Source organism: Protofrankia sp. Cr1 (assembly GCF_963555865.1).
Lineage (GTDB): Bacteria > Actinomycetota > Actinomycetes > Frankiales > Frankiaceae > Protofrankia.
The window spans coordinates 1-4,122 of record NZ_CAUVXO010000365.1 but is presented as its reverse complement, the minus strand read 5'-3'; the positions used below and the strand labels follow the sequence as shown (position 1 = coordinate 4,122).

At 69.0% G+C, this 4,122-nt stretch carries 3 protein-coding genes and 1 pseudogene; 3 read left to right on the top strand and 1 reads right to left on the bottom strand.

The window, feature by feature from the left end:
- Positions 1–521: pseudogene (locus tag U9980_RS21405) on the bottom strand (glycine cleavage system protein T); the annotation flags it as partial.
- A gap of 47 nt (positions 522–568) precedes the next feature.
- Between U9980_RS21405 and U9980_RS21400 the strand changes: the two are divergent.
- The 3 genes from U9980_RS21400 to U9980_RS21390 all read left to right on the top strand — a co-directional run.
- Positions 569–2,188 (top strand): leucyl aminopeptidase, encoded by a 1,620-nt coding sequence (locus tag U9980_RS21400; protein WP_322769560.1) that lies wholly within the window; start codon positions 569–571, stop codon positions 2,186–2,188.
- A gap of 134 nt (positions 2,189–2,322) precedes the next feature.
- On the top strand, positions 2,323–3,705 hold the full coding sequence (lpdA, locus tag U9980_RS21395; RefSeq protein WP_322769559.1) for a dihydrolipoyl dehydrogenase: 1,383 nt from the start codon (positions 2,323–2,325) through the stop codon (positions 3,703–3,705).
- Positions 3,706–3,840: 135 nt separating this feature from the next.
- Positions 3,841–4,122: biotin/lipoyl-containing protein (locus U9980_RS21390; RefSeq protein ID WP_322769558.1), on the top strand; the 282-nt coding region annotated here is incomplete at its 3' end.

The following is a 4,122-nucleotide window of genomic DNA, read 5'->3' as shown; positions in this document are numbered from 1 at the left end:
AAACTCATGTAGGCCCCACCGACGGGCAGGCCCAGCGCCGCCATCAGCTCCGCCGAACGCGGTCCCTGCACAGCCACCACGCCGAAGGCGGTGTGCAGGTTGTCAACGGCCACTCCGGGCGGGGCCGCGGCGTCGAGCCGGCGGACGACCTGCTCGGTGTTGGCCGCGTTGGGGACGAGGAAGACCTCCGAGTCGGAGTACAGGTAGGCGATGAGGTCGTCGACGACGCCGCCGGTCTCATCGTCGCAACACAGCGTGTACTGGGCCTGGCCGGGACCGATCCGAGAAAGATCGTTGGTGAGGGTCGCGTTCACGAAGACCGCGGCACCGGGGCCGTGGACGCGGGCCTTGCCGAGGTGGCTGACATCGAAGATCCCGACCGCCGACCGGACCGCCGCGTGCTCCTTGAGCACCCCCCCGCCGGGATACTCGATGGGCATCTCCCAGCCGCCGAAGTCGGCCAGCTTGGCGCCCAGCGCAACGTGCCTGTCGTGCAGCGGAGACCGCAGCAGCTCACCCATACGGGCAGGCTAACCCCGTCCCACACCGTGTTCCGTAGTCTCGCGCCATGACCGCGACTGTCGTGACGACATCATCCATTCTGGATCTTGATACCGATGCGCTGGTGATCGGTATCGCGGCGGGCAAGAACGGGCCGGTGCCACTGGGCGGTACCCAGACGCTCGACGTGGCGCTCGGTGGCCGCTTGGCCCAGGTCCTGGCCGACCTCGGCGCGACCGGCAAGGCCGGCGACCTCGTCCGCTTCGCCACGCTCGGCATGCTCCCGGTCCCCATCGTGGTCGCGGTCGGCCTCGGCCCCGTCACCAGCCACGCTGACGTCGACCAGGTTGACGTCGACCAGGTTGACGTCGACCAGGTTGACGTCGACCACGAAACGCTGCGCCGGGCGTCGGGTGCCGCCGTGCGCGCGCTCGCCGGCACCGCCCGCGTCGCGACCGCCCTCGCCCTGGCCGTCGGCCCGCCCGGACCAGACCAGCTACGGGCCGTCGTCGAGGGATCGCTGCTCGGCGCCTACGCCTTCGACACGTTCCGGACCCGGTCCCGGCCCGACCGGCGTCCACCGGTCGAGGAGATCACGTTCCTCGTGGACGACGCCGCCGAGCCCGCCGCCACCGATACCGTGCGCAGGGCTGCTATAGCAGCCGACGCCGTCGCCCTGGCCCGGGATCTGGTCAACACCCCGCCCGGGCACCTACCGCCCGCGGTGTTCGCCGAGATCGCCGCCCGCCATGGCGCCGAGGTCGGTGTGGATGTTGCGGTACTCGACGAAAAGGCACTGGCGGACGAGGGTTTCGGTGGCATTCTGGGGGTGGGCCAGGGTTCGGTGAACCCGCCGAGGCTGGTCCACCTGTCCTGGCGGCCCGCCGGTGCGGACCCGACCGACCCGCCCGCGCTTACCCTTGTCGGCAAGGGCATCACCTTCGACTCCGGCGGCCTGTCGCTCAAGCCCGCGGGCGCGATGGAATGGATGAAGACCGACATGGCCGGCGCCGCCGGCGTGCTCGCGGCCGTCATCGCGGCCGCCCGGTTGAACGTGCCGGTCACCGTCAACGCGTGGATCCCACTGGCCGAGAACATGCCATCCGGGGACGCGATCCGGCCGGGCGACGTCCTGACCCTGCGGGGCGGCACCCTGGTCGAGGTCCTCAACACTGATGCCGAGGGACGGCTTGTGCTCGGCGACGCCATCGCCCGCGCCGCGGCGGACTCCCCCGGCCTGCTGGTGGACGTGGCAACGCTCACCGGCGCGCAGATCGTGGCTCTGGGCCAGCGCACCAGCGCGGTCATGGGCCGTGACGACGCGGTCGAACAGGTCGTCGCCGCGGCCGGCGAGACCGGCGAGGCGGTGTGGCCGATGCCACTGCCACCAGAGCTGCGCAAGGTGCTCGACTCGGCCGTCGCAGACCTCGCCAACGTCGGCGGCGGCGGCAGCCGCGATGGCGGCATGCTGGTGGCCGCGCACTTCCTGAGCGCCTTCGTACCTGATCACATTCCGTGGGCACACATCGACATGGCCGGGCCCGCCTGGAACGCGAGCGAACCCTACGGTCACACCCCGAAGGGCGGCACCGGTGTGATCGTCCGAACCTTGCTCCAGCTGGCCGAGAACATCGCCGGAGAGCCGGCGCCCCGCTCCGAGCCTGACAAACAGATTACCGGCGAGTAGCAGGCAACGAGCGGAAGTGGCACAGAAAAATACCCGGCGTCATGGACCACAGTTGCCGGGACCTGCGATACATCCGTCCTGCGGCATGAAAGACTGAACGCATCCCAACCAGTCAACGAGAAGGGACGCCTGGCGTGGTGGACTCTGCGGCCGGTCCCGTAGACCTTGTCATCCTCGGTGGCGGTAGCGGCGGTTACGCTGCGGCCCTGCGCTCCGCCGAGCTCGGTCTGGACGTCACTCTGATCGAAAAGGGCAAGCTGGGCGGAACCTGCCTGCACCGCGGGTGCATTCCGACCAAGGCCCTGTTGCACTCGGCGGAGATCGCGGATAATGTCCGCGAGAGCGAGAATTACGGGATCCGATCGACCTTCGACGGAATCGATATCACGAAGGTCAACGCTTACAAGGACTCGGTGGTCAGCAAGCTCTACCGGGGCCTCGCCGGCCTGGTGAAGGGCCGCGGCATCGAGGTCATCGAGGGTCACGGACGGCTGGTGTCGCCCACCGCCGTTGCCGTGGGCGACCGGGTCGTCTCCGGCCGCCATGTGGTGCTCGCGACCGGGTCGCAGTCGAAGTCGCTGCCCGGCCTGGAGATCGACCACCGCCAGGTGATCACCAGTGACGACGCCTTGGAGCTCGACCACGTGCCGGCATCCGCCGTGGTTCTCGGTGCCGGCGCGATCGGCTGTGAGTTCGCCTCGGTGTGGCGTTCCTTCGGTGCCGAGGTCACGATCGTCGAGGCACTGCCCCACCTGGTGCCGCTGGAGGAGGAGTCCAGCTCCAAGCTGCTGGAGCGGGCGTTCCGCCGCCGCGGTATCAAACAGCACCTGGGTGCCCGGTTCGCCGGTGTGAAGAGCACCGACGCAGGTGTCACGGTGTCGCTGGAGGACGGAACGACCATCGAGGCCGAAGTGCTGCTCGTCGCGGTCGGGCGCGGTCCGGTCTCCGAAGGGCTCGGTTATGACGAGGTCGGCATCGCGATGGATCGCGGCTTCGTCCTGGTCGACCACGAGCTGCGGACGAACCTACCGACCGTCTCCGCGCTCGGCGACCTGCGACCGGGGCTCCAGCTCGCCCACGTCGGATTCGCCGAGGGCATCTTCCTCGCCGAGCACCTCGCCGGATTGAACCCGGCGCATGTCGACTACGACAACGTTCCGCGGGTCACCTACTCCCATCCCGAGGTGGCATCGGTGGGGCTGACCTCGACTCGGGCCGCGGAGCTGTACGGAGAGATCGTGACCCACACCTACGATCTGGCCGGCAACGGCAAGGCGCAGATCCTCCAGACCACCGGTGCCGTCACGCTGGTCGCCCTGCCCGACGGGCCGGTGGTGGGCATCCACATCGTCGGCGACCGGGTCGGCGAGCTGATAGCCGAAGCCCAGCTGATCACGAACTGGGAGGCCACCGCCGCCGATGTCGCCCAGCTCATCCACCCGCATCCGACCCTGTCGGAGGCGATCGGCGAAGCACACCTCGCCCTCGCCGGCAAGCCGCTGCACTCCCACAATTAGAACCACAATGTCTGGCGGCGCAGGACAAACGTGATCGTGTCGCCTTGAGTCGATCAGTTACTGGCAGACCCACAGCGTTCGCGGCCACTCCCCGTCGCCCACGGACGGCCGGACGCCACGAAGGAGTCGTACCCCATGTCTGTGTCCGTCACGATGCCCCGTCTGGGTGAGAGCGTGTCCGAGGGCACCGTCACCCGCTGGCTGAAAAAAGAAGGCGAGCGCGTCGAGGCCGACGAGCCGCTCCTCGAGGTCAGTACGGACAAGGTCGACACCGAGATCCCAGCGCCCGCCTCCGGAGTGATCAGCGCTATCCGGGTCGCCGAGGACGAGACGGTCGAGGTCGGTGTCGAACTCGCCGTCATCGACGAGGGTGCAACGGCGGGGCAGGCCGCGCCCCAGGCTCCACCCACAACACCT